Origin of the sequence: Stenotrophomonas sp. Ste86, assembly GCF_024519465.1 — a bacterium.
Classification (GTDB): domain Bacteria; phylum Pseudomonadota; class Gammaproteobacteria; order Xanthomonadales; family Xanthomonadaceae; genus Stenotrophomonas.
Genome location: NZ_JALJRW010000019.1, coordinates 38,020 through 63,138, shown reverse-complemented (window position 1 = coordinate 63,138; position 25,119 = coordinate 38,020). Strand labels below are relative to the sequence as shown.

Genomic DNA, 25,119 nt, shown 5'->3' with positions numbered 1-25,119 from the left:
GAAGCCGGCCAGCGGCCGGCACTACCGGGGGCGGTCGTCGCGGATTTTCTCCGGGCCCTTCGCCATTGCCTGGAACACCCCGTCGCGGCGCACCCACAGATGGAACAGCGCCGCGGACAGATGCGCCACCACCGTGGCGAACAGCGCGTAGGCGAACAGGCTGTGCGCGTTGCGCAGCGCCACGTACAACGACGGGTCGTGCGGCACAATCGCCGGCAGGTTGAAGCCCGGCCACATCACGATCGGATAGCCGCCGGCGGAGAGCATCGACCAGCCGATCAGGGGCATCGCCAGCATCAGGCCGTACAGCACCCAGTGCGAGGCATGCGCGGCGAACGCCTGCCAGGCCGGCAGATCGGCGGGCAACGGCGGCGGCCGATGGCGCAGGCGGTTGTACAGGCGCACGATCACCAGCAGCAGGATCGCGATGCCGAGCGGGCGGTGCAGGTCGATCAGCATCGGCCGCCAGTGCAGCGCCGCCACCATGCCCACGCCGACAAACAGCATGGTCAGGATCATCGCCGCCATCAGCCAGTGCAGCACGCGCGCGGTAAGGTTGAAATGGCCCGAATCGCGGTTCATCGCGCACTCTCCTTGCCGGTGGCCGCCGCACCCTTGCCGCTGGCGATTTCGCGCTCGCGGCGGTTGAACGACTGTGAGTACACCGCCGACCGCGCGGCCAGGATCGGATCGTCGGAACCGGCGATTCCGCTGGGCAGGATCAACGGATCGTAGTTCAGGTCGCGGCAGGCGCCGATGGCCTGGGGCTGCATCGACACCAGGCTGAGCGTGCCCACTTTCACCTGGCGGCGCTGCGCCGGCCACACCTGTGACGGATCGTCGATCGGGTCGCCCGCCTCGGCGATGCTGACCCACATGTCCCAGCGCACCGGGCCCTGGGCCAGCCGCTGGGCGAACTCGTCGGCCAGGTAATCCAGCCCGGCTTTCGCGCGTTGCGCCGGTGTCATTTCCACGAAGGGCGCCTGCGGCCGCATGCTCCAGCGCACGAAGCGATGGCTGCCATCGGCGGCGGTGAAGCGGAAGGCGTTGACCCCGTTGTAGGTGGTGTCGGCCCAACTGCTGGACCACGGCGCGGTCTTGGCCCACTGCCCGAACGCACGCGCGGACGGGTACTTGGCCAGCACGGCGGCCATCTTGGCCGGGTCCGGCTTGCCGGTGGCCGGATCGGGGATGCCGGCGCGGGTCTGTTCGAGGAAGGCCTCGCTGGTGGGCACGGCGAAGAACGGGAAGCTGTTCATCGCCGTCCGCCATTCCTGGCCATCATCGCTGACCAGCTGCAACGCCATGCTGCGCACGCGCGCATTGGCGTCGGCACCGTGCGGGTCGCCGCCGCCAATGGAAAGCCGGCCCAGCACCGGCACCTGCGGTTGCCCGAACACGCGCGCCGAACTCAGCGCCACGCCTTCCGGCGTGCCCTGGAACGTGCCGCTCACGCACACGCCCTTGGTATGCGCGCGGCGGAAGCCCGGTTGCGGCGGGCCGGTGGCCTCGATGCTGTCGGTGAAGGTCTGCGCGGTGATGCGGTCGCGGCCGATCCAGCCGGCCAGCCAGGCAAAGGCCAGCACCAGCAGGCCGGCGATCAAGGCGATCAGCGCGATCCACAGCAGCGGCGACGGTGGTCGCGGTGCGCCCGGCTCGCGGCCGGCACGGGAAGAGCCGAAGAGTGACATGTCTGGATTCCTGCCTTCACAAAGCGTGTGGGTGGGCGACCGGGCCATGGTGTCAGAACGTGGGCGACACCGATATTCACATTTTCGACAACTCTTCCAAATGCAGATCCCCGCCGAAGCGGGGATCTGTGGGTGTCACGGCAGGGCCCGGCCGACTCAGGCGTAACGCGTCTTGAGCATGGTCCATGCCGAGCGCAACGCCAGCGCCTCGCCACCGGCCGGGCGGCCCGGGCGCTCGCCATCGTTCCAGGCGTACACGTCCAGGTGCGCCCAGCGCTGGCCTTCGGCGATGAAACGCTCCAGGTACAGCGCGGCGGTGACCGAACCGGCCATGCGCGAGCCGGCGTTGGCCAGGTCGGCGATGTTGCTGTGCAGGTAGCGCAGGTAGGGGCGCCACAGCGGCATGCGCCAGACCGGATCGCGCACCGCTTCACCGGCCTGCAGCCACTGCTGGGCCAGCGTGTCATCGTTGCTGAACAACGCCGGCAGGTCCGGGCCAAGCGCGATCCGTGCCGCACCGGTGAGGGTGGCGAAGTCGAGCACGATCTCCGGTTGCTGTTCGCTGGCGTAGGTCAGCGCATCGGCGAGGATCACCCGCCCTTCGGCGTCGGTGTTGTCGATCTCGATGCTCAGGCCCTTGCGGGTGGCGATCACCTCGCCGGGGCGGAACGCATCGGGGCCGATCGCGTTTTCCACCGCCGGGATCAGCAGGGTCAGCTGCACCGGCAGCTGCTGGGCCATGATCAGCCCGGCCAGCCCGAGTGCGTGCGCGGCGCCGCCCATGTCCTTCTTCATGTTGCGCATGCCATCGCCCGGCTTGATGTCCAGCCCGCCGGTGTCGAAGCACACGCCCTTGCCGACCAGCGCCACGTGCGGCTGGCCTGCCTTGCCCCAGCGCAGCACGATCAGGCGCGGCGCGCGATGCGAGGCGCGGCCCACTGCGTGGATGGACGGGAAATTCTGCTCCAACAGCGCATCGCCGGTGATCACCTCGATCTGCGCGCCATGCGCGCTGGCCAGCTCGCGCGCGGCGTCTTCCAGCTGCTGCGGGCCCATGTCTTCGGTGGGCGTGTTGACCCAGTCGCGCACGCGCAGGCTGGCAGTCACCACATCGCGCACTTCGGCCGACGGCGTGGCCGCCAGTTGGGCCGGTGCACGATTGGGCTTGCGGTACCGCGCGAAGCGGTAACTGCCCAGGCCCCAGCCGATGTGCAGCAGGGTTTCGATCTCTGCCGGCAGTGCATCGGCCAGCTGCCACACGCTGCCTTCGGGCAGTGCGAACGGCGCATGCGCGTAGGCATAGGCATCACCGGCATCGCCCACACCGACGATCGCACCGGCCAGGCCATGCTCACCAGGCAGCAGCACCACGCTGCCGCCGCTGCCGTTGAAGTGCTGTGCGTCGATCCAGGCCAGCTGCGCCGCGCTTTGCTGCGCGCGCCACGCGCCGAACTGCTCGCGGTTCATCACGTGCAGCGGCAGCGCCTTGGAGGTATCGGCGGTGAAACCGTTGATCTGGGTCATGCGGGGTGGGGCTCCGTTCGTGGTCAGGCGTGAGCGACGGATGCGTTGGCATCCAGCCAGTCGGCCAGCCCGGTCAGGGTGTCGAACTGCAGGTCGGGCTGCAGCGAAGGATGGGGCCAGGCGTGGTCTTCGCGGTTGATCCAGCAACCGCGCAGGCCGGCCTGCATCGCACCAACCACGTCCATGTCGGCGTGGTCGCCCACGTGCAGCACATGCGCGGGGGCAACGCCCAGGCGGTCGCAGGCGGCGTGGAAAATGCTGGCCGCCGGCTTGGCCGCGCCGTGTTCGCGCGAGCCCAGCTGGAAGGTGAAATGGTGGGCCAGGCCGATCCGCTGCAGGTCGGCGTTGCCGTTGCTGAGCGCGGCGACAGGCACCTTGGCGGCGATCCGCGCCAGCGCGTCGAGCGCGTCCGGGTAGAACTCCACCTGGTTGCGCGCGGCGTAGAACGCTTCATAGGCCGGTTCGAGCAGGGCCAGGTCGGCACCGCTTTTCTCCAGCGCCTCGCTCAGCGTCAACCGGCGCAGCGCGCTGAGGTCATGGTGCAGGTGCGGGTTGGCGTGGAAGGAGCGCTCGCGCAGCTCGCGCATGGCCGCCACCGGGTACATCGCGGCGGTGGCGGGGCTGTGCTGGCGCATCCAGTCGAACAACACCTGGTCGATGCGCGCGCCGATGGGGGCGAACGGCCACAAGGTGTCGTCGAGGTCGAGGGTGATGGCTTGGACTGGGAAATTCACCCGCCCATTCTACGCCTGCCATCCGGGGCGGGCATGCCCGGATCGGTTCATTCAAGCAGCCGCGCCCACCCGTGGGTACCCTCCAACCGCGCCAGCACCAGCTTGATGCAGACCAGCAGCGGCACCGCCAGCAGCAGCCCGACCATGCCCCACAGCCAGCCGAACACCATCAGTGCCAGGATCAGGATCAGCGGCGAGATCGCCATGCGCCGGCCCAGCACGATCGGCGTGACCACCTGGCCTTCCACCGTGTGCAGGGCCAGGTAGCAGGCAGCCGGCAGCAGCGCCTTGAGCGGATCGCTGAACTCGACAAAGCCCATCAGCAGCATCAACGCCACCCCGATCAACGGGCCCACGTACGGGGCGAAGTTGAGCAGCGCAGCCACCGTGCCCCAAAGCAGCGCTTCCTGCAGGCTGATGCCCAGCAGCAGCAACACCCCGGAAAACACCAGTCCCACCAGCGTATTGATCACGGTGATGGTGAGCACGTAGCGCGATACCTCGCGTTCGATCGAACGCAGGATGTCGGTGGTGAAGCGCTGTTGCTGGCGGCTGGGGAAGAGCGCGATCGCATGCTTCTGCAGGCTCTGCCCGTAGATCATGAAGAACAGCGTCAGCAGTACCACCGCCAGCACCGAGGCGGCCAGTCGCGGTGCACGGGTGAGCACTTTGTAAGGGTCATCGAGCTGGGTGCGCACGATCTGCACGCGCCGGCTGCCTTCGCCGCCGGCCACCCGCGCGAAGTTCTCCGCGGCCTGGTTGGCCTGCTGCACCGGCTTGGTCAGGTCCTGCACCTGGCGCGCCACCTTGCGCAGTTGCTGCGGTGCTTCCTGCGCCCATTCCATCGCCGGGCCGACCAGCTGCACGCCCAGTGCCGCCGCGCCGCTCAGGCCCGCGCCGATCACCAGCACCGCCGCGAGGAAGCGCGGAATCCACAGCTTGCCGAGCAGACGCAGGATCGGGTTGCCCACCAGCGCGAAGAACATCGCCAGCAGCACCGGCAGGATCACTTCCTGGGCCGCCCACAGGGTGAAACAGACCGCCAACGTGGCCAGCACCACCAGCGACATGGGCGCACGCGGGCGCGGCAGTGGGGCAGTGGCGACGGTGTCGTCGGGGGTAGCGGCAGGAACGCTCATGCGGGCGCCGGGCAGGAAGGGAGCGCCATTATTGGGCAAGCCGGGTGCGGGCGGCGTGTTGTATCCGTGCAGGAAAAGCGAGGCCCCACCGCAGTACGGCAGGGCCTGGTTTCAGCGTTCGGAAATATCGGTGGCTGCTTCGGCCGGTTGCGGCTGTTGCGGCGAGGCCGGTTCGACGCGCGGCTGCGGCTGCGGGCTGACCCGCGGCGCTGGTGCAGCTGCCCGGGGAGCCGGGCGGGCCAGGTCATCGGTGGCATCGTCCACCTTGTCGGCCGCCTGCTCGGCGGTCTCGGCCGCTTCGCCGGCCTGCATCGAGGCGAACGCGGCCTGGGTACTGGCCACCAGATTGGAGACCGAGCCGATCATCTGCAGCCAACGCGCACCCTGCACCTTGGCGCCGAGCCCGGTCGGTTCCAGTTTGCCGGCCAGGAAGCCGCCGGCAAGACCCACGGTTATGATCCGCATCGGCGTCCACCCGGCACGCCAGACGGTGCTGAGGGAGAACCAGCTGCTGCGGGTTTTTTCCACTCGCACCGCCACCACCAGCTCGGCACGCTGCACGCGCTGGCGCAAGGCTTCGAAGTTCATCGCTTCACCCCCGTCGTATCGACGTCGGCATCGGGATCTTCATCGCTGGGTTCGTCATACAGCCCCAGCCGCGACAACTGCCGGCGGGTGGCATGCATGCCGGTATGACGGAAGAAGAACGACACCCGCCACATCGCATAGCCGGTCACCAGCAGGCTGACGACCGAGGTGATCAGCAGCGAGTGGAACCAGGACAGGCCCCAACGCTGCATCAGGGCGATCAGCGTGCCGGCCAGCAACAGCCAGGCCGACGCGCCGAACACGATCGCCACGCCAGCCCATGCCAGCGCACGGCCAAACGCACTGCGCGCCAGCGCGAAGTCGGCCGAGGCCAACCGTCGCAGCGAGCGCAGGGTGTGCTTGGCCGACTCGACGGTCTCACGGCCGGCCTCACCGACCTGGCGGATGCTCTCGTCCAGGCGCGGTGCTTTTTCACCGCTGTCCGGTGGCGGGGATTCCGCGCCACCGGTAGCGGTCGACTGGGCTTGATCGCTCACGCCGACTTACTTGTCGCCGCCGCTGCGGGCCAGCTTGGCGATGATCCAACCGGCGGCGAAGGCCACGCCGAAGGAGGCCAGCGGACGCTCACGGATCAGCTCGGCAGCGCTGTCGACCAGGTCCTTGCCCTTGTCCATCAGTGCATCGACCTGTTCCTTGGCAGCGGCACCGCCAAATTCAGCGGCCGCCAGGCCCGACAGCGCCGTGTCGGACAGTTCGGCCTTGACGTTGGCCTTGCCGATGCGCAGTTCGTCGCCGGCCGCACCGGTGGCGCCCTTGATCGCACCGCCGGCGGCGCTGGCCGCGGACTTCAGGTGCGAACCGGCTTCGCCCAGGTGTTCCTTCAGGTTTTCGGTATTGGTGGGGCTCATCGTGACTCTCCGTTATGTGCGATGGGGAAGGTGACCGGGGAGGGACCCCGATAACGAACGCAAGGTAATAGCATCGGCCGGGTGTAGGGCGTGTTACGCCCCGTGAGTTGCGCGCGAAGACCGGCTGAGCCGTTCAGCGCATCACCAGCACGCCAGGCGTGTTGCCGCGCACGATGCGCAGCACCAGTTGCGGCGGGCGTTGCTGGAAGTTGGCGCGCCAGCTGGCCAGGTCGGCAAATTCACCGGCGCTGGTTTCGGTGATGACATCGCCGGCGGCCAATCCCGACGTGGCCGCGCGGCTGCCGCGCTTGACCTCGCTTACCTGCACGCCACTGATACCGGCCTGGCGCAGCGATTCGGGCAGGTCCACGAAGGTAGCCCCGACCAGGCGCGGATCCAGCGTATCGCCGCTGACCGCACGCGCCTGTTCCTTCAGCGTGGCCTTGAGCTGCAGCGGCTTGCCATCGCGGCGGATGTCCAGGCTCAGCGTGCTGCCGACCGGGGTCAGCCCTTCCACGTTGTGCAGGGCCTGCGCGCTGTCCACGCGCTGGCCGTTGGCGCTCACCACCACATCGCCCGGCCGCAGCCCGGCCGCGGCGGCGCCGGACCCTGCCAGCACGCGCGTCACCAGCGCGCCACGCGATTCGGTCAGGCCCAGCCCCTGGGCGATCTGCTGGGTGAGGTTCTGCGCTTCCACGCCGAGCGTGCCGCGCACCACCACGCCATGCTTGACCAACTGGTCGACCACGTCGCGGGCAAGGTTGGACGGAATGGCCAGGCCCAGGCCGATGTTGCCGGCCATGCTGCCCTGCGGATTGAAGCTGGCCGTATTGATGCCCACCAGCTGGCCCTGCAGGTTGACCAGCGCGCCACCGGAGTTGCCCGGGTTGATCGACGCATCGGTCTGGATGAAGTTCTGGTAGCCCAGCCCGCGGATGCCGCTTCGGCCCACCGCCGAGACGATGCCCGAGGTCACCGTCTGGCTGAAGCCGAACGGGTTGCCGATGGCCACCACGAAGTCGCCCACGCGCAGCTGTTCGCTGTTGCCCAGCGGCAGCGCGGTGAGCTTGTCGGCGGGGATGCGGATCAGCGCGATGTCGGTATCGCGGTCCGAACCGAGGAACTCGGCCTTCACCGTGCGCCCGTCGGCCAGCGTCACCTGCACGTCGTCGGCGTTGTCGATGACGTGGTGGTTGGTCAGCACCAGACCCGCGCTGGCGTCGATGATCACCCCCGAGCCCAGCGATTCGTTGATGCGTTCCTGCGGCACTTCGGGGAACAGCCGGCGCAGGATCGGATCGTTGAAGAACGGGTTGCGCACGCGCACCACCTGCTTGGTGTTGACGCTCACCACCGCCGGCATCACCCGCTCCAGCATCGGTGCCAGCGACGGCACCGTCTGCCCGGCGACCGCTGCCGGCAGTGCGGCCGTGGCGGGAATGGCCAGCGACACCGGTGCCGCTTCGGCACGGTTGTCCAGATGCGCGTTGATGGCCGTGGCGGTGAAGCCACCGAAGGCGGCGGCAAAGGCCAGCGTGAGCAGAGTCGGGAGCGGTCGCATGGTCCGGCGGTTCCGTATCGAAAGAGGTAAAGACATGCATACGGTAAAGCAAGCTGAATGAGTGTGTCCGCCCGCGCCTAAACCGCGAATGAAATCGGCCTGCATTCGCCCCCGCCGTTCCAGGCGCTGCGGCCTTCGGTCGGCGTTGACAGCGCCTTCGGCAGGGGTAAGCTGGGAAGGCATCGGCCACAAGATGTTGCGTTGCCGATCAGGATTGCCCCAAGAGGTTGGGTTTGCTGTCCGGGGCAACGACACGCCGTCAACGATCAGGCCGTGGCCCGTGCCTGATGGAGCCTGCCCTGCGATGAGCACGCTGCCCCTGGACCAGATCCGCGACGCAGGCGCCGATGCCGACGGCGTACCGCTGCAGCCGGCCTCGCTGGATATCTGGGACCGCAAATACCGCCTCAAGACCCGGCAGGGCGAACCGCTGGATGCGGACATCGACGCCACCTACCTGCGCGTGGCCCGCGCGCTGGCCGATGCGGAAACCACCGCCGAACTGCGCCAGCACTGGAACGAGCGCTTCACCTGGGCACTGCGCCGTGGCGCGATCCCGGCCGGGCGGATCATCTCCAACGCCGGCGCGCAGGCGCACAAGCCGGCCACCAGCACGATCAACTGCACCGTCTCGGGCACCATCGAAGACTCGATGGACGGCATCCTGCAGAAGGTCCACGAAGCCGGGCTCACCCTCAAGGCCGGCTGCGGCATCGGCTATGAGTTCAGTACGTTGCGACCGCGCGGGGCGTTCGTCGCCGGGGCCGGCGCGCACACCTCCGGGCCGATGTCCTTCATGGATATCTTCGACAAGATGTGTTTCACCGTGTCCTCGGCCGGGGGGCGGCGCGGTGCGCAGATGGGTACCTTCGATGTGTCGCATCCGGACGTGCGCGAGTTCATCCGCGCCAAGCGCGAGGACGGCCGGCTGCGCCAGTTCAACCTGTCGCTGCTGATCACCGACGGCTTCATGCAGGCCATCGAAGACGATGCCGACTGGCCGCTGCTGTTCCCGCTGACCCGCGCCGAAGCGGCCGACCAGGACCTGGCCGACCAGGCACAGGTGCAGTGGCGGTCGTGGCCGACCCATCGCGGGTACGTGGTGCGCGAGGATGGCCTGGTCGCCTGCCGGGTGTATGGCCAGCTGCGTGCGCGGCACCTGTGGGACATGATCATGGTGTCCACCTACGACTATGCCGAGCCCGGTTTCATCCTCATCGACCGGGTCAACGAGATGAACAACGCCTGGTGGTGCGAAGACATCCGCGCGACCAACCCGTGCGGGGAGCAGCCGCTGCCGCCCTACGGCGCCTGCCTGCTCGGCTCGGTCAACCTCACCCGCTTCGTGCGCGACCCGTTCACCGCGCAGGCCCGCTTCGACTGGGACCAATACAAGGAGGTGGTGCGGGTGTTCACCCGCATGCTCGACAACGTGGTCGAGGTCAATGGCCTGCCGCTGGAACAGCAGCGCCAGGAGATCCTGCGCAAGCGCCGGCACGGAATGGGCTTCCTCGGCCTCGGCTCGACCCTGGCGATGCTGCAGATGACCTATGGCGACCCGGCCTCGTGCGCGTTCACCGAGGACGTGGCCCGCGAGATGGCCATCGCCGGCTGGGAAACCGGGCTGGCGCTGGCCCGCGAAAAAGGGCCGGCGCCGATCATGCAGGAGACCGTCGAGGTGACCGCGGCGATGCTGCGCCAACGCCCGGAGATGGTCGACGACGGCTGGCGGGTTGGCCAGCAGGTGGAGGGCAGGGTGCTGCACGCGCGCTACAGCCGTTACATGCAGCGCATCGCCGAGGTCGCCCCGGCGCTGGTGGCGGAACTGGCCGAGGTCGGCGCGCGCTTTACCCACCACAGCTCGATCGCCCCCACCGGCACCATCAGCCTGTCGCTGGCAAACAACGCCTCCAACGGCATCGAGCCATCCTTTGCCCACCACTACAGCCGCAACGTGATCGTCGAGGGCCGCAACAGCAAGGCGAAGGTGGACGTGTTCTCCTACGAACTGCTGGCCTACCGCCACCGGGTCAACCCGCGCGCGATGCCGTTTGCAGAAGCGCAGGACGCCCGGCTGCCGGCCTACTTCATCGCTGCCGACGACATTTCGCCCGAGGCCCACGTCGATGTCCAGGCCGCCGCGCAGAAGTGGGTGGACAGCTCGATCTCCAAGACCGCCAACGTCCCCACCGACTACCCCTACGAGCAGTTCAAGGACATCTACCGCTACGCCCATGCGCAGGGATTGAAGGGCTGCACCACCTTCCGTTTCAACCCGGCCGCGTTCCAGGGCGTGCTGGTCAAGGAGGCCGATCTGGAGAACACCACCTACCGTTTCGAGCTCGAAGACGGCGCAGTTGTGGAGGTAAAGGGCAACGAACAGATCGAGTACGACGGTCAATTGCACACCGCCGCCAATCTGTTCGACGCGCTCAAGGAGGGCTACTACGGCAAGTTCTGATTCATGTACGGAAGCTGTTTTAAAGGGGTTTGCTGCAGATGCCCGGTTGCCCGGGCGCACGCATCGCCGGCCCGCCAAGCACAGATGCGGCTCATGGGCTGCGACAAGACCGTTCCACGATGGACCGCGCCGGTATAGCATCGCCAGCGATTTGACTAACCAGCCCCTATAGGAGGCAATCATGAGCAACGGCAATGGTGTGACCGCGACCCTGACCCAGGGCGTCGACGAAGTGAAGGAAGTGGCTGGCAAAGTGGGCGAGGCCATCGCCACCACCACTGAAGATGCGGTTGCCTCGGTGAAGAAGACCGTCAAGCGCGCACGCAAGGCTGCCACCACCCAGGTTGCCAAGGTCAAGAAGGCCGTGCAGAAGGCCGAGAAGACCGTCGCCAAGAAGGCTGACAAGGCGGCCAAGTCGGTCGGCAAGACCCTGGCCAGCGCCAAGAAGAAGCTGGAAGCGGCCAAGAGCAACGCCAAGGCCGAAGCTGCCTCGCTGAAGAAGCAGGTTGCCAAGAAGAAGGCCGCCGCCGAGAAGGCCGTGACCAAGACCACCAAGGCCGCCAAGAAGGTTGCCGGCAAGAAGGTCGCCACCGCCAAGAAGGCCGTGACCAAGAAGACCGCCGCCGCCAAGAAGGTCGTCGGCAAGAAGGTTGCCGTGGCCAAGAAGACTGTCGCCAAGAAGACCGCGACCGCCAAGAAGGTGGTTGGCAAGAAGACCGCCGTCGCCAAGAAGGCCGTCGGCAAGAAGGTCGCCGTGGCCAAGAAGACGGTCGCCAAGAAGTCGACCGTGGCCAAGAAGGTCGTCGGCAAGAAGACCGCCGCCGCCAAGAAGGTGGTCGGCAAGAAAGTCGCCACCGCCAAGAAGGCCGTGACCAGGAAGACCGCAGCGGCCAAGAAGGTCGTTGGCAAGAAGACCACCGCGGCCAAGAAGGTGGTCGGCAAGAAGACCGCCGTTGCCCGCAAGACCGTCGGCAAGAAGGTCGCCGTGGCCAAGAAGGCTGTGGCCAAGAAGACCGCGACCGCCAAGAAGGCCGTGGCCAAGAAGACCGTAGCCCGCAAGGCTGCTCCGGCCAAGCGCGCCAGCGCTGCCAAGACCGTGGCCCGCAAGGCCCCGGCCAAGCGCGGCCGCAAGTAAGTCGGTAAGCACGGCGCCTGCCTCCGGGCAGGTGCCGTGACGCGGTCGCAGACGGGTACTCCCTGCAGGCGCACGAGGAACCGCACCATGGCTGTCAGGATCGACCAGAAGATCAAGGGCTACGCCGTGCTCACCCCCGAGGAGAAGACGCGCCAGGCCGCTGCCAATGCAGCGCCCGCCCTCGCCACCGCCCCGGCCCTGGCACCCTCCGACAACATCGTGCAGATGCACGAGCGCATCGAGCGCCCCGACGTGTTGATCGGCAATACCTACAAGATCAAATCCCCGCTGGTGGAGCACGCCTTCTACGTGACCATCAACGACATCGTGCTCAACCCCGGCACCGAGCATGAGCTGCGGCGCCCGTTCGAAGTGTTCATCAACTCCAAGTCGATGGAGCATTTCCAGTGGATCGTCGCGCTGACCCGGATCATGTCCGCGGTGTTCCGCAAGGGCGGCGACGTGACGTTCCTGGTCGAAGAAATGAAGGCCGTGTTCGACCCGCGCGGTGGCTACTACAAGGCCGGCGGCGTCTACATGCCCTCGCTGGTGGCCGAGCTGGGCAGCATCATCGAAGCGCACCTCAAGTCGATCGGCCTGCTGCACGACCCCGAGCTGAGCCCGGCGCAACGCGCGCTGATCGCCGACAAGCGCCGCCAGTACGAGCAGCACGCCCCCGACAGCACCGCCGACCACGAGGAAGACCTGGTCGTGACCGGCGATGGTACGAGCTTCCCGCCGAGCGCCAGCATGTGCCACAAGTGCAACACCCAGGCGCTGGTGATCCTGGATGGGTGTGCGACGTGTTTGAACTGCGGGTATTCCAAGTGCGGGTGAGGGCGCCGGTGTCGCGCAGTGCCGGTACGGTGAGCCTCACCGCCGCGGGCGAACGACCTCTGTCGACGTAGTCTGTCCACGCGCCCTGCTAGGGTTGCCCCTCGACAAGGGAGACGCCATGCGCGGTCTAGATTTCAGTTCCTGGCAGGCCATGCTTTCCACCCTGGTGGGGTTGGCGGTGATCACCCTGATCGGCGTCGGCATCCGGCTGCTGGTGATGCAGACCCTGCAGCAGCGGCGCGAGCGCGAGAACCGGCAGATCAACGAACGCCTGCGCACGCTGATCGCCGCCTACAAGGTCCTGGGCGGGTCGTTCACCGGTACGCTGCATGTGGACCCACGCCATCTGCGCGACCTGCACCGCGCCGCGCCGGACGATGCGCTGTCATTGCCCGACGGCATCGACGCCGGCAGCGATCGCGCGCGGCGCATCCGCGACGCGGTGGAAGCCGCACTGTCGGACATCATCCTGCTCGGCACCGATGACCAGGTGCGGCTGGCCGCGCGCGCGGCCACCGAACTGGCGCAGGGGCGCCCGGTGCAGACCGCTGAACTGGTGGTGTCGCTGCGCGACTTCATCCGCGCAGCGCTCGACCTCGCGCCGATCCCGGCCAGCGTGGCCATCCCGCAGCAGGGGCCGGCCCGTCCCAGCGCCGTTGCGAAGGGCAAGGGGGACGGCGACAAGGCCGGCGGCAAAGCTGGCGGTGGCGGTGGCGGCATGGCCGGTGGCGGCATGGGCATGGGCATGGGCCACGGCGCCGACGACGACAGCGGCCACGCACGCTGAGCGCGTTCGACCAACGCTGCGACTACGACGGCGTGTGCCGCCCTGCAGGCGTCAACGCGGCAGGCTGATCGACCAGGCGACAAACGCGGCCCAGACCGGCGCAACGCACAGCGCCCAGGTATGCCATCGGCGCAACGCCGCACCGCGCGCCATCACAACCAGCGCGGCAAACACCGGCAGCAACACCCCCAATTCGATCAGCAGGTTGCGCCACAGATAGACGTTGTCGAACTTCAGCGCGCCGGCACTGGGCAGCACACCCGGCAGGGACACCTCAGCCTGCAGTGGCCAGAACAGCGGCACCGGATGCGCGCCCACCAGCAGATCCAGCAGTGGGTGCGGGGCGCTGGCCGCCAGCAGCCACGGCAGCGCCAGTTGGACGCCAACGGCCTTCGCCATCCGGTTCGCGGCCACCGCCGCGATCAATGCGAACAACAGGCTGTGGGTGAGACGCGGGTTGGCGCCATAGCCGAGCAGCCAGATCCCCAGATAGTCCAGGTCCGGACACACCGCGAGGAACACGAACGGCACTATCGCCGCCCGCGAGGGCGCCGGCGCGCGCGCGTTCCAGCACAGGAAGGCGGTGAGGCCAGCGCAGGCATGGCCGGCAAGGGATGACATCGCGGCAGGACCGATGACCGTAGAGCGGTCAGGATCCTGCCTCGGCGTGGGCGGACGATGGGGCCACTGTGTGGCCCGGATGAAGTCCTTACGTCCCGCTCAGCTCCACCACCGGCACAAAGCCGCCGTAGATCATCCGCTTGCCATCGAACGGCATCGGATTGGTTTCCGGATCCATGCGCGGGTCATCCATCATCTTCTGCATGCCGGCATCGCGGGTGGCCTTGTCCGGCCATTCGATCCACGAAAAAAGCACCGTTTCATCCGCCTTGGCCTCCACCGCACGATGGAAGTCGGTCTGTTTGCCGTGCGGCACATCATCGCCCCAGCACTCCACCACGCGGGTGGCGCCGTGCTCGATGCAGATCGCATCACACATCTGTGCGTGCTTGAGGAATGCGTCCTTGTTCGCGGTGGGGACGGCGATTACGAATCCATCGATATAAGCCATGCCAAGCTCCGGATGGCGCACCGGAATGGGCGCCTTCACTGCATACGACGAATCAGGGGGAGAACGATCGACAGTGCGCCGCAGTGCACTTTGTCGATGTGATGAGGATCGCCCTGACTGGTAAATTTCAGTAAATTCAACGGGTTGTACAATACGCAGGCATCCATGCGCGTATGGGGTCAGAAAAATCCGAACGCCGACGAGGAAGATCCTGATATCGGGGCTGACGCATTCCATCGAAGATGGGGAGCCGGAAAGGACGCCCACACGAGCGACCTGAGCAACGCCTCCGTTGCGTTGCCGGTGTATCACGGAGGATGGACGCGTTAGCCGACTACTCCCCAAGAGCGGCTTCCCCAACGCGTGACGCCCCGAAAGGGCATCGTCGTGACCAGATTCCAATTGCTGTTTGCCGATGCTGGCGTATCGCCGCACGGCGCCGTGGCCTTCCCTTGTTGTTCAGCATCAACGTCGCCAGGATCACGCCGCATGCACAGCTTCAGCGCTGTTTCCCGCTGAAATCGCAGCGCGCGCGTATATGCCAGAGCGCAACTGAACCGCCGCCAAAAATTCACTGATATGAAACCTATCGACTTCAGGGCGGGTTGTGGCGAATAACGGAGAATTTACATTCCCGATGCAGAGCGGCGTCCGCGCTGGCTGCAAGCAGTTCACGACAAAAAGGTGTACCCCCATGAAGACTTCGTTGATTGCCCTGGCCCTCGCCGCCGCCCTGCCGTTCGCCGCTTCGGCTGCTGAAGGCCTGTCCTACAACTACGCCGAAGGCGACTACGTCAAGACCGACGCAGACGGCGGCAAGGCCGATGGTTGGGGCGTGAAGGGTTCCTATGCGTTCCTGCCGAACTTCCACGCCTTCGGTGAGTACAACCAGCAGAAGACCGACATCGGCAACTTCAAGGTTGACCAGTGGCGCGTCGGCGTTGGCTACAACCAGGAAATCGGCAACAGCACCGACTTCGTGGGCCGCGTTGCCTACAACAAGTTCGACCCGAAGGAAGGCCTGGACTTCAACGGCTACAGCGCTGAAGCCGGTATCCGTACCGCGTTCGGCCAGCACGCCGAAGTCTATGCGATGGCCGGCTACGAGGATTACAGCAAGAAGCACGGCGTCAATCCGGATGGCCAGTTCTACGGCCGCCTGGGTGGCCAGGTGAAGTTGAACCAGAACTGGGGCATCAACGGCGACATCAAGATGGATCGCCATGGTGACAAGGAATGGTCGGTCGGCCCGCGCTTCAGCTGGTAATTCCAGCGTGACCGCATCGCCACGTGCCTGAACGGCGTGGCAGGAAAGGCCCGGCATTGCCGGGCCTTTCTCGTTCTTCGCGCGGCACCGTCGATAATGCGCGTTCTCACACCCAAGGCTCCCGCATGACCACGCCCTCCGATCCTCAACACCCCCGGCTTGGCTGTGGTGCCGTCGTGCAGCGCGCCGATGGCGCACTCCTGCTGGTGCAGCGCGGGCGCGAGCCGGAGAGAGGCCACTGGGGCCTGCCCGGCGGCAAGGTGGACTGGATGGAAACCGTCGAACACGCGGTGATCCGCGAGGTCGAGGAGGAAACCGGGCTGCGCGTGGCGGTGGAGCGGTTGCTGTGCGTGGTGGACCATTTCGAACCGGCGCTGGGCCAGCACTGGGTGGCGCCGGTGTATCTGGTGCGTAAGCAGGATAAAACGCAGGTAGCGGAAGTGAAGGAACCGGAGGCGTTGCTCGCCCTGGGTTGGTTTACCCCCGATGCGTTGCCCACGCCGCTGACCGTGTCCACGTTGCGCGCGCTGGCGCATCTTTCAATGGCGCACTGAACGGTCGCGCTGCGGTCGGTGCCGGGTCAGCGCTTGGCGGCGGCGCTGTCGCCGCGTGCCACCGCTTCCACTTCTTCCAGACTGGCGCAGGCGTTGTCGCCCGGCGTGGACATTGCCAGCGCGCCATGCGCCGCGCCCAGTTCCACCGCGGCCTGTTCGCCCTTGCCGCTGAGCAGGGCGTGTACCACGCCGGCCACGAAGGCATCGCCGCCGCCCACGCGATCGAGCAGGTCGACCTCACGCGTGCGCGAGACGAACAATGTCTCGCGCGTACGCAATGCACCGCCCCAGCCATTGCGTGCGGCGTTGCTGGCGTCGCGCAGGGTGAAGGCCACCGCCTGCAGGTTCGGGAAGCGCTGCAGTGCGCGCTGCGCGGCGGCGTCGGCCGGGCCCACATCCATCGGCGTGGTGCGTCGACCCAGGTCGGCCAGCTCCATGCCCAGGCACGCCGCAAACGAGTACTCATCGCCCACCAGCAGATCGCACTCGGCGGCGATGGCGCAGTTGGCATGCCGGGCCGCATCCGGGTCGGGATGGCTGTCCCAGAGGCTGGCGCGGTAGTTGAGGTCGTAGGACACCGCCACGCCGTGCCGGCGCGCGGCCCGCACCGCGGCGATGGCGGTCTGCGCGCTGTGCTCGGACAGCGCAGCGAAGATGCCGCCGGTATGCAGCCAGCGCGCGCCGTCGCGGCCGAACAGCACGTCCCAGTCGTATTCGTGGGCCTGCAGCTGCGAGGCGGCCGAGGTAGCGCGATCGGAGATGCCCAGCGGTGCACGCACCCCAAAGCCGCGCTCGGTGAAGTTCAGGCCCATGCGGGTGTTGCGGCCGATGCCATCGTACTCGCGCCACAGGATCTGGCCGGTATCCACGCCACCGGCCTGGATCAGCTGTTGGGCCAGCGCACCCAGTTCGTTGCGCGGCAACGCGGTCAACACCCCGCTGCGGTGCCCGAAGGTGCTGCACAGGCCCCGCGCCACGTTGTACTCGCCACCGCCTTCCCACACGTTGAACTGGCGCGCGTTGCGGATCCGGCCTTCGCCGGGATCGAAGCGCAGCATCACCTCGCCCAGCGCCAGTGCATCCCAGCGCTGGCCGTGCGCTGCGGCCAGCGCGAACTGCTGCGTGCTCATCGTGCCTTGCACCCCAGCAGGCCCAGGTCGATGCCCTCGGCCATGCGCCGGTAACCTTCATCGTTGGGATGCAGGTGGTCGCGGGTAATGTCCTCGGGCAGGTTTTCCGGGTTGGCCGGGTCGCGCAGGATCTGGTCGAAGTCGATCAGGCCGTCATAGCCGCTGCGGCCGCCGCGCATCCAGGTGTTGAGCTGGGTGCGGGTAGCGGCGGCGGTGGGCTCGTAGCGGTCCGAGCCGCCGAACGGGGTGATGGTCGCCGCGATCGCACCGATGCCGTTGCCGTGCAGGCGCTCGGCGATCTGCCGGTAGCCCAGCACCATGTCCTCAGCGTTGCGGCCGGCCTTGGGCGGGGTGCCGCCGTCGTGGCGGATGTCGTTGATGCCTTCGAACACGATCACCTTGCTCACGTTGGGCAGCGCGATCACGTCGCGGTCCAGCCGCGCCAGCGCGCTGTGGCTGCGTCCGTGGTCCATCACCTTGTTGCCGCTGATGCCGGCGTTGACCACCACCACCCGGTCCGGGCAGGCCTGCTGCAGGCGCGCGGACAGCAGCGCCGGCCAATCGCCGTTGCTGCCGCGCGTGGCCGTGGCGCCTTCGGTGATCGAATCGCCCAGGGCGACCACCACCACCGGCTTGCTGGCGCGTTCGGCGAGCACCGCCGACACCACGTTCTGCCGGTAGGCGAGTTTGACCTTGTCGGCCACCTCGGCCTGGCGGCCGTCGACGATGCGCAGTGCGGTACGCCGCACGGCCGGCTTGGTCGGTTCGGGGAAATACACGGTGAGCGATACATCGGCCAAGGCCGGCACCGTCATCGCCACCGGGTCGCTGAGCAGGGCGGCGCCCACGGGCACCACCACTTCGCTGCGACCATTGAAAGTGACCAGCTTGGCCGGGGTGGCCGTGCCGGTACGTTGGGCCGAGGCGCCGCCAATGGTCAGCGGCGCATCGCCCAGTTCATTGCTGATGCGGAAGCGCAGCGCGGTGGCCGAGCTGGCCAGGCGCATGTCCTGACGCACGGTCTGCCGGGCAAACTGCACCGGGGCCTCCGGCGTGCCGTCCAGGCGGTCCGGTGCCGGCGAGGCGGTCCATGCCGGCACCCAGACCTGGGCATGGGCGGGCAGCGCAGCGGCGCTGGTGGCAAGTGCAATCGAAAGTGCAGTGGTCCAGCGCAGCATGGCAGCCCTCCCAGGCGGTCAGCAGAACATATCCATCAAGAGAAGTAAGTGCCGCCGTTGACGTCCACGTTGGCACCGGTGATGAAACCGGCCGCGTCCGAGGCCAGGTACACGGCCGTGTCGGCGGCTTCCTGCGGACGGCCCTGGCGGCGCAGCGGGGTGTTGCCTGCCACGGCGGTGCGCACTTCCGGCTTGGTGAACTCATCATGGAAGCGGGTGGCGATCATGCCGCAGCACAGCGCATTGACGCGGATGCCGCGCGGGCCCAGCTCCTTGGCCATGGCCCGGGTGAAGGTCATCACCGCGGCCTTGGCGGTGGCGTAGATCGCCGCGCCCGGGCCACCGCCATCGCGACCGGCCTGCGAGGCGAAGTTCACGATCGCACCGCCTTCGGGCATGTGCGGCACCACCGCATGGGTGGTCAGGTACACCGAGCTCATGTTGAGGTCCATCACCTTGTGGAAGAACGCCTCGTCGATCTCGGCCAGCGGACGGCGCTGCACCATGCCACCGGCCACGTTCACCAGCACGTCGATCTGCGGGCCGAACGCGGCCTGCGTGGCCGCGACCATGCCGGCCACCGCCTTGGCATCGGTGACGTCGGCGCGGTGCACGATGGCAGTGCCACCGGCCGCTTCGATCTGCTTCAACGTGTCCTGCGCGCTGGCCTCGTCGTTGGCGTAGTTGATGCACACCCTGGCACCGGCTGCGGCCAGCTTGAGCGAGATCTCGCGGCCGATGTCACGGCCGCCACCGGTGACGATGGCCACCTTGTCCTTGAATTGGGTCATGGAAAACTCCTGTGATGCGTTGGGGGAAAAAACGGAAAGGAAATCAGCGCGGTTCGGCCGGGCCGTGGATCTTCTCCACGCGGCCGGTCACCAGCCACAGCGCCAGCAGGGAAGCCGGCACCAGCGCGGCCACCAGGATGAAAATGGGTGCGTAGGATTCGTGGGTCATCGCCGGCACCAGCCAGGTGGTGATCAGCGTGCCGGCCACGGCGGCCATGCCGCCCAGACCGGCCACCGAACCGACCGACTTGCCGCTGAAGATGTCGCCGGGCAGGGTCTGGATGTTGCCGATGGCGATCTGGAAGCCGAACAGCACGAAGGCAATGGTGACCACCGCCCATACCGGGTCGGTGGCCAGCACCGCGCCAAGCAGGGCTGGGGCCATGATCGCCCCGCCCAGGGTAATCACCACCTTGCGTGCCTTGTCCACGCTCCAGCCGGCACCGATCAGCCGCCCGGACAACCAGCCGCCGCCGAGGCTGCCGATCATCGCGCCGACATACGGCACCCAGGCGAAGATGCCGATCTGCTTGATGTCAAAGCCGAAGGTGTCGGCCAGGTAGATCGGCAGCCAGGACACGAACAGCCACCAGATCGGGTCCAGGAAGAACCGCGAAATCAGGATGCCCCAGGTCTGCCGATGGCCCAGCAGCTGGCGCACGTTGGGCACGTACTCGGCCACCGGCACCGCCAGCTGTTCGGTCGGCGCATCCAGGATCAACGCGCGCTCGGCCGCGCTCACCCACGGGTGCTTGTCCGGCCCGGCGCGGTAGATGATCAGCCACGGCAGCAGCCAGATGAAGCCTATCGCACCTATCAGGATGAAGGTGCCGCGCCAGCCCAGCCACAGGAACAGCACCGCGATCAGCGGCGCGGAGATGATCGCCCCGATCGACGCGCCGGCATTGAACACGCCCTGCGCCAGTGCCCGCTCACGGGCGGGGAACCACTCGGCGTTGGCCTTCACCGCGCCCGGCCAGGCACCGGCCTCGCTGATGCCGAGCATCGCCCGCACCAGGCTGAAGGACAGGATGGAGTGGGTGACCGAGTGCAGCGCGATCGAGATCGACCACACCGCGATCGACAGCGCAAAGCCCAGGCGCGTGCCGATGATGTCGAACAACCGGCCGAACACGAACTGCCCGGCGGCGTAGAACAGCATGAACACCGTGACCAGCAGCGCGTAGTCTTCCTTGGTTGCGCCCACATCCTTGGAGATCTGCGGCCACATCACCGCCAGGGCGTTGCGGTCGATGTAGTTGATGACCGTGGCAACGGCGATCAGCGCCACGATCAACCAGCGCACGTAGGTGCGCGCTTGGGTGGTGACCTTCATTTGCCGTCCTTGCCGCTGCCGGTGTCAAAGCGCTTCCAGCCGCCGTCCCAACGCCAGCTGTGGCCATCGCCGCTCACCTCATGCGCGCCGCCCTTGGACGGGTCATCGGCGATGCCCAGCGCCACGCGCTTGCCGCCGGCCAGGTCCAGTACCAGCACGTCGGCATCCTTGCCCCGGTAGTGGGCGATGCGGTCGATGCGGCTGTTGGCCCCGCGCACGGTTTCGGCGGTGCCGTCGTACTGGCCATGCGGTTCGAGCACGCCATAGAACGTGGTGGCAGCCTGCCCATCCACGCGCTGCAGCAGCATCGGTTCGCGGCGCAGGTTGAACGAGGGATCATTGGCCCCGCTTTCGCCGATCAGCGCACGCGACGGTGCGGTGCTGGCGAAGCGATAGGTATAGAAGCGTCCGTCCAGCAGCCAGGTGAGGCTGCGCGCCTCGCTGCTCGGCTCGCTGGACGCATCGATCCACACGTGCTGGTAGCCGTTGGCCTTGCCCAGCACCGGCCGCGCGGCCACCGCCGACTGCGCCTTGAAGCCCGCGTCCATGATGTGGCCGTTGAAGTGCAACGGCAGGTCATAGCGCGCCGCTTTGTTGCCGTTGACCCGCAGCAGGTCCAGCACCACCGGCTCGGTCAGCGCGGGATGGGCCAGCAGCACCTGGGTGCGGGTGAAGCTCACCCCGTCGTAGGCACCGTCCATGCGCGCCGAGGCGATCTGGGTATCGTCGTTGACCGCGAACAGCAGCGGCGTCGGCGCCAGCGCCTGCCCCTTCTTCCAGTCGCCGCCGAAGTGGCTCTGCTCGTTCACCACCAGCGTGTTGTGGGCGAGCGTCTGCCGCGCCCAGCTGTTGTTCTCGGGCAGGTAGATGCCGCCGGCCTTGGCCTCGATGTTGAGGAAACGCGCGGCGCCGTAATCGCTGACCACGCGCTGGCCGTTGTCGTAGAACAGCCAGTTGAGCTTGTCGAAGTGGCCGTGGCCCATGCCCTGCTTGGTGTTCTTCATCACCAGTGCCTGGCCGTTTTCACCGCCCATGCGCAGGATCGCCAGCGCACCCTCGGTGCCGTCCGGGCCATCGCGCAGCAGCGTGGGTACGAAGGCGAACGGCTTGGCCTTGTCCTGCGCCAGCGCCTGGGCCACCTGCAGGCCTTCGGGCGAAAGCAGCACGCGCTTCTGTGCCTTGGCCACCGACAGCAGCCGCGCGTCGCTGGTCTGCGCGTAGGCGATGTCGATGCCGGCCACCAGTTCTTCGGTGTCCAGGCCTTTGTCCAGGATGGCGTCGTTGATCGGGAAGAAGTAGCCGCCGTAGCTGCTCTGCACCAGCGAATCGACGGCCTTCAGCAACACCCCGTCGCGGCGCTTGAAGATGCCGTGCTGCGGTTCGTTGCGCTGGACCGCATTGGCGAACAGGATGAATGGTGCCAGCGCATAACGCTGGTAGTAGGGGCCTTCCTCGTAATAGCCGTCCGGCGAGAACAGCTGGTCCACCTGCTTGAGGAAGCCGGCGCTGCCATCGCGCTTGCTGCCGTTCAACGCCTTGTCCACGTAAGTCGTGTCGCGCAGCACGTAACCGGTCATGCCCACCGCCGCCACCGCCCAGGTGGCGTGGTTGTGGATCTTGTCGAAGTTTTCCGGCGTACCGCTGAGGAAGTCGGCCATCGGCCGGAACACGTTGTCGTCGATGGTCTTGCGGTCTGCCGCGCTGAGGCTGTCGCGGATCGCGTCGTAGCCCTGCACCGCGCTCACCAGCCACACCGAATCGTTGAGGGTCTGCCAGAACAGCCGGCCGGGAATCTGCCCGCGGCCCTGCGGATGCGCGCCCAGCCCGGGGTACAGCTTGGCGTAACCCAGCAGCAGGTCGCGCGCGTAGTCGGCATACACCTTGTCGCCGGTCAGCCGGTACAGCGCGCCGGCGGCCTGGATGGCCTGGTAATTGCGCTTGTGCTGTTCGTGGGTGTAGCCGCCGCCCTTGTCCTTGGGCACCGGCACATCGATGCCGGCCTTGATCATGCCGCGCACCAGGCGCTCGGCGCGCTGCTGTTCCTTGGCAAACACCGGGTATCTGCTGCCATCGCTGCGCATCTGCTGCCACTGCGCGGCGGTGACCAGTACCGGGGCGCTGGCAGCGGCCGCCGGTTGTTGGGTGCCGGCAGGTGCGGCGGCAACGGCGGGCAGCGCGGCGGCGCTGAAGGAGGCCGCCAGCAGCAGCATCAGGGGCGTGGAACGCGTCATGGCAGGGTCTCGGCTGGAGTATCGGACTGCATCGCCGCGGTGGCGTTGAGCACGTTGCCGTGCGCGGCCAGGCGGGGCTCGCCGACGCGGTGGCTGAAGCGCACGCGTCCGCTGCGGAGGAACTGGTTGTCGGTCAGCGTGGCGGTCTGCACGCCATGCAGGCGCAGGCTGGTGTCGGCAGCTACGCCGACGTTTTCAAGCTGGTTGCCATGCACCCGCAGCGTCGGGCCGAAGGTGCTTTCATCGGTGCCGCCGCGATACAGGTTCAACAGTGGCCCGGCGATGTTCCGGAACGTCGAATCCACGATGTCCACCTGCTCGGCGTTGTAAGTGCCCAGGTCGTCGGTTTCGGCAGCGGCGGCAATCACGCTGCCGCTGATGTCCTCCACGGTGGTGTTGCGCAGCGCGATGCGCGCGGCCAGGCTGCCCTTGCCGGCGTTGATCACGTCGAAGGCCTTGTTGGTGGTCAGCCCGTGGATGCGGCTGTCTTCGATCAGCAGGGTGTAGTTGAACGCCTGGCTGCCCGGGGCGATGCGCACCACCGCGTTGCCGGCCGCGTCCGGCGCCAGCGCACCGTCGATGTCCAGCCCGGTCAGCTTGAGTGAACCGCCGGCGCGGATCTCGAACAGGGCAGGGCGCGAGAACTGCAGGCTGGCGCGCCCCCGGCGGGGGCCGATCACGCTGACCGGATGGTCCACGTTCAACACCTGGTCGATGCGGTACTGGCCGCGCTGCAGCTGCAACTGGTCACCGGGGGCGCTGTTGGCCATCGCGCGGCTCAGGGTGTCCTCACCCGGGGCCACCTTGTGGGTGGCACCGCTGTCCAGCGCGGTGCTGGTGAGCGTCTTGGGATACCAGCTCACGCCGACCTGTTCGCGCGCGACCGGCGCGAGATCGCGCGGCGCGCCCGCCGCGATGGTTTCCACCGGGTACTGCAGCCCGTTGGCCGCGCGCTGCAGGGTGACCTTCTGCGCGCTCACACCCGCCGGGAAGCCGGGCGACACGCTGGGGCTCTGCACGTTGCCGCTGAAGGCAATGCCCCCCAGATCGCCTTCGCTGCGCAGCAGCTCGCGACTACCATCGCCGATGAACAGGTTGCCGCGCAGGCGGCTGTTGACCGGCATGGCGTTGCGCTCGTCATCCAGGCCCGCACCGAGGAACACCTGGCGCACGCCGATGAAGCTGTTGCGCTCGATCAGGGCATCGTCCACCTGCTCATAGCGGTTCAACGGCGCATCGCGGGTGCCGGCCATCACTGCGAGCGCGGCGGCGAAGTTGTCACCGGCGATGTTCTCGAAGTAGTTGTCGCGCACGATCTGGTGGCGGTTGATCACCCGCACGCCGCCGGTGTGGGCCTTGTTGTTGCCGAGGAACACATTGCGCTCGACCACGTTGCCATGGCCGTGGCGCAGCACCATCGAGCCGCGCGATTCAAAGAACACGTTGCCGCGATACAGGTTGCCGCCGGACTTGTTGGATACGATCTCCACTTCGCCATCGCACTGCTCGAACCAGTTGTTCTCCACTACCGTATTCGAATCGGACTGCGAGTCGGTGCTGGTGCCCACCCGGATGGTCTCACCGCCGTTGCTGCCCAGGTTGGGGCGCGGGCCGAACCAGTTGTGGTCGATGCGGTGGCGGTTGTCCAGCCCACTGCTGGTGTTGCGCACCACCACCAGGGTGGTGCCGGCGTTGGTCTTGCCCACCAGCTGGTTGTGATCGAAGCGGTTGTCCTGGCCGTACATCCCGACCCAGTTGTCCGACTGCTGGCGGTCCGGCTTGTTGTAGCCGTCGATCACCACGCCGGTCACCCGGCTGTGGGTGGACCACTCCTTGGACGAGGCGCGGAAGGACACCACTTCGCTGCCCGGGGCCCAGCCATCGCGGAACACCAGGTTGGACACCTCCAGGTACGATCCGGCCAGGCGCAGCTGCGACTGGCCGCTGAGGATCACCTTGCCCGGGGTCTGCGCTGTCAGCTTAATTGGTTGACCAATTTTGCCGGTGCCGCGTAGCAGCAGGTCGATGTCGCGCCATACGCCGTCGGCGAGGATCACGGTATCGCCCGGCTGCAGCGCTTTGGTCGCCGCGGCATACCCGGCGGCATCATGGACCAGATGGTCGGCCGCGAAGGCGGGCAGTGCGCCGGCCGCAAGGCCCAATGCCAGGGCGGTGAGCAGCGGACGCAGCGCACGTGGCGCTTGAGAATGTTGCAGAGTCATCGGCTTACCCTC

At 67.4% G+C, this 25,119-nt stretch carries 23 protein-coding genes; 6 read left to right on the top strand and 17 right to left on the bottom strand.

The features are described from left to right. Positions 1-21: 21 nt before the first annotated feature. The 9 genes from NR101_RS15280 to NR101_RS15240 form a co-directional block, all read right to left on the bottom strand. The gene (locus NR101_RS15280; protein WP_256777040.1) at positions 22-582 is read right to left on the bottom strand and encodes a cytochrome b; all 561 of its coding nucleotides are present in this window, start codon (positions 580-582) and stop codon (positions 22-24) included. Next, entirely contained in the window at positions 579-1,691 is a 1,113-nt protein-coding gene (locus NR101_RS15275; protein WP_256777039.1) for a catalase family peroxidase, read from the bottom strand. The genes NR101_RS15280 and NR101_RS15275 overlap by 4 nt, the downstream gene beginning before the upstream one ends. A gap of 156 nt (positions 1,692-1,847) precedes the next feature. Then, positions 1,848-3,215, bottom strand: coding sequence for a leucyl aminopeptidase family protein (locus NR101_RS15270; RefSeq protein WP_256777038.1), 1,368 nt, complete (start codon positions 3,213-3,215; stop codon positions 1,848-1,850). A gap of 23 nt (positions 3,216-3,238) precedes the next feature. Continuing rightward, positions 3,239-3,949: an HAD-IA family hydrolase gene (locus tag NR101_RS15265; RefSeq protein ID WP_256777036.1), complete on the bottom strand. Its 711-nt coding sequence runs from the start codon at positions 3,947-3,949 to the stop codon at positions 3,239-3,241. Positions 3,950-3,996: 47 nt separating this feature from the next. Beyond that, the gene (locus NR101_RS15260; protein ID WP_256777035.1) at positions 3,997-5,088 is read right to left on the bottom strand and encodes an AI-2E family transporter; all 1,092 of its coding nucleotides are present in this window, start codon (positions 5,086-5,088) and stop codon (positions 3,997-3,999) included. 111 nt (positions 5,089-5,199) lie between these two features. Beyond that, positions 5,200-5,676 (bottom strand): protein sip-5, encoded by a 477-nt coding sequence (locus NR101_RS15255; RefSeq protein WP_256777034.1) that lies wholly within the window; start codon positions 5,674-5,676, stop codon positions 5,200-5,202. Then, complete coding sequence (locus NR101_RS15250; RefSeq protein ID WP_256777033.1) at positions 5,673-6,173, bottom strand: phage holin family protein; 501 nt, start codon at positions 6,171-6,173, stop codon at positions 5,673-5,675. Before NR101_RS15250 ends, NR101_RS15255 begins: the two co-directional genes overlap by 4 nt. 6 nt (positions 6,174-6,179) lie before the next feature. After that, complete coding sequence (locus NR101_RS15245) at positions 6,180-6,545, bottom strand: hypothetical protein (RefSeq protein WP_256777031.1); 366 nt, start codon at positions 6,543-6,545, stop codon at positions 6,180-6,182. Positions 6,546-6,678: 133 nt separating this feature from the next. After that, on the bottom strand, positions 6,679-8,106 hold the full coding sequence (locus NR101_RS15240) for a Do family serine endopeptidase (protein WP_256777030.1): 1,428 nt from the start codon (positions 8,104-8,106) through the stop codon (positions 6,679-6,681). 304 nt (positions 8,107-8,410) lie between these two features. Between NR101_RS15240 and NR101_RS15235 the strand changes: the two genes are divergently transcribed. The 4 genes from NR101_RS15235 (at position 8,411) to NR101_RS15220 (ending at position 13,326) form a co-directional block, all read left to right on the top strand. Further along, positions 8,411-10,567, top strand: a complete 2,157-nt coding sequence (locus NR101_RS15235; RefSeq protein ID WP_256777029.1) for an adenosylcobalamin-dependent ribonucleoside-diphosphate reductase — start codon at positions 8,411-8,413, stop codon at positions 10,565-10,567. Between the two features lie 181 nt (positions 10,568-10,748). After that, on the top strand, positions 10,749-11,702 hold the full coding sequence (locus tag NR101_RS15230) for a histone (RefSeq protein WP_256777028.1): 954 nt from the start codon (positions 10,749-10,751) through the stop codon (positions 11,700-11,702). A gap of 87 nt (positions 11,703-11,789) precedes the next feature. Beyond that, on the top strand, positions 11,790-12,539 hold the full coding sequence (locus tag NR101_RS15225) for an NrdJb (protein WP_256777027.1): 750 nt from the start codon (positions 11,790-11,792) through the stop codon (positions 12,537-12,539). A gap of 118 nt (positions 12,540-12,657) precedes the next feature. Beyond that, positions 12,658-13,326: a hypothetical protein gene (locus tag NR101_RS15220; RefSeq protein ID WP_256777026.1), complete on the top strand. Its 669-nt coding sequence runs from the start codon at positions 12,658-12,660 to the stop codon at positions 13,324-13,326. Positions 13,327-13,377: 51 nt separating this feature from the next. Here NR101_RS15220 and NR101_RS15215 read toward each other — a convergent pair whose 3' ends face one another. Together NR101_RS15215 and NR101_RS15210 are read right to left on the bottom strand one after the other, a co-directional pair. Then, entirely contained in the window at positions 13,378-13,947 is a 570-nt protein-coding gene (locus tag NR101_RS15215; protein WP_256777024.1) for a metal-dependent hydrolase, read from the bottom strand. Positions 13,948-14,035: 88 nt separating this feature from the next. Then, positions 14,036-14,398: a DUF1428 domain-containing protein gene (locus NR101_RS15210; RefSeq protein WP_256777048.1), complete on the bottom strand. Its 363-nt coding sequence runs from the start codon at positions 14,396-14,398 to the stop codon at positions 14,036-14,038. 694 nt (positions 14,399-15,092) lie between these two features. Between NR101_RS15210 and NR101_RS15205 the strand changes: the two genes are divergently transcribed. Together NR101_RS15205 and NR101_RS15200 are read left to right on the top strand one after the other, a co-directional pair. After that, on the top strand, positions 15,093-15,665 hold the full coding sequence (locus NR101_RS15205; protein WP_137191825.1) for an Ax21 family protein: 573 nt from the start codon (positions 15,093-15,095) through the stop codon (positions 15,663-15,665). Positions 15,666-15,790: 125 nt separating this feature from the next. Beyond that, positions 15,791-16,219 carry an NUDIX domain-containing protein gene (locus NR101_RS15200; RefSeq protein WP_256777023.1) on the top strand — a complete coding sequence of 143 codons (429 nt, stop codon included), beginning with the start codon at positions 15,791-15,793 and terminating at the stop codon, positions 16,217-16,219. A gap of 26 nt (positions 16,220-16,245) precedes the next feature. Here the strand turns inward: NR101_RS15200 and NR101_RS15195 are convergent, their stop codons facing one another. The 6 genes from NR101_RS15195 to NR101_RS15170 are packed head-to-tail and all read right to left on the bottom strand — an operon-like array spanning position 16,246 to position 25,107. Further along, complete coding sequence (locus tag NR101_RS15195; protein WP_256777022.1) at positions 16,246-17,349, bottom strand: sugar kinase; 1,104 nt, start codon at positions 17,347-17,349, stop codon at positions 16,246-16,248. Further along, positions 17,346-18,527 carry a GDSL-type esterase/lipase family protein gene (locus tag NR101_RS15190; protein ID WP_256777021.1) on the bottom strand — a complete coding sequence of 394 codons (1,182 nt, stop codon included), beginning with the start codon at positions 18,525-18,527 and terminating at the stop codon, positions 17,346-17,348. The genes NR101_RS15195 and NR101_RS15190 overlap by 4 nt, the downstream gene beginning before the upstream one ends. A 35-nt stretch (positions 18,528-18,562) precedes the next feature. Next, a complete protein-coding gene (locus NR101_RS15185; protein WP_256777020.1) occupies positions 18,563-19,318 on the bottom strand; it encodes a glucose 1-dehydrogenase in 756 nt (251 codons plus the stop codon). A 43-nt stretch (positions 19,319-19,361) separates the two neighbouring features. After that, a complete protein-coding gene (locus NR101_RS15180) occupies positions 19,362-20,654 on the bottom strand; it encodes an MFS transporter (RefSeq protein WP_256777019.1) in 1,293 nt (430 codons plus the stop codon). Next, positions 20,651-22,885, bottom strand: coding sequence for an oligoalginate lyase (locus NR101_RS15175; protein ID WP_256777018.1), 2,235 nt, complete (start codon positions 22,883-22,885; stop codon positions 20,651-20,653). The genes NR101_RS15180 and NR101_RS15175 overlap by 4 nt, the downstream gene beginning before the upstream one ends. After that, positions 22,882-25,107: a polysaccharide lyase 6 family protein gene (locus NR101_RS15170; RefSeq protein ID WP_256777016.1), complete on the bottom strand. Its 2,226-nt coding sequence runs from the start codon at positions 25,105-25,107 to the stop codon at positions 22,882-22,884. The genes NR101_RS15175 and NR101_RS15170 overlap by 4 nt, the downstream gene beginning before the upstream one ends. Between the last annotated feature and the right edge of the window lie 12 nt (positions 25,108-25,119).